General features: G+C 51.0%; 1 protein-coding gene. It reads right to left on the bottom strand.

The features are described from left to right. A partial coding sequence (locus ACTHS3_RS11950) for a collagen-flanked surface repeat-containing protein (protein WP_440368033.1) occupies window positions 1-304 on the bottom strand: 304 nt, incomplete at both ends.

Raw genomic sequence — 304 nt, 5'->3', positions numbered from 1 at the left:
TCACCTTTCGCACCAGTTGCACCGTCTTTAACGATGGTAGTAGTGGTGTTACCGTTACCGTCTTTGATGGTTACAGTGTGAGTACCGTTGCCGTTGTCTTTAACGTCGGCTTCAGCGTTCTTACCGTCGGCACCAGTGTCACCTTTAGCACCAGTTGCACCGTCTTTAACGATGGTAGTAGTGGTGTTACCGTTACCGTCTTTGATGGTTACAGTATGAGTACCGTCGCCGTTGTCTTTAACATCGGCTTCAGCGTTCTTACCGTCAGCACCGGTTGCACCAGTTGCGCCGGTATCGCCTTTGG

The sequence above is a fragment of the Neisseria sp. P0009.S007 genome (genome assembly GCF_051962515.1).
The sequence above is the reverse complement of the archived record's forward strand: the minus strand, read 5'-3'. Positions and strand labels throughout refer to the sequence as shown.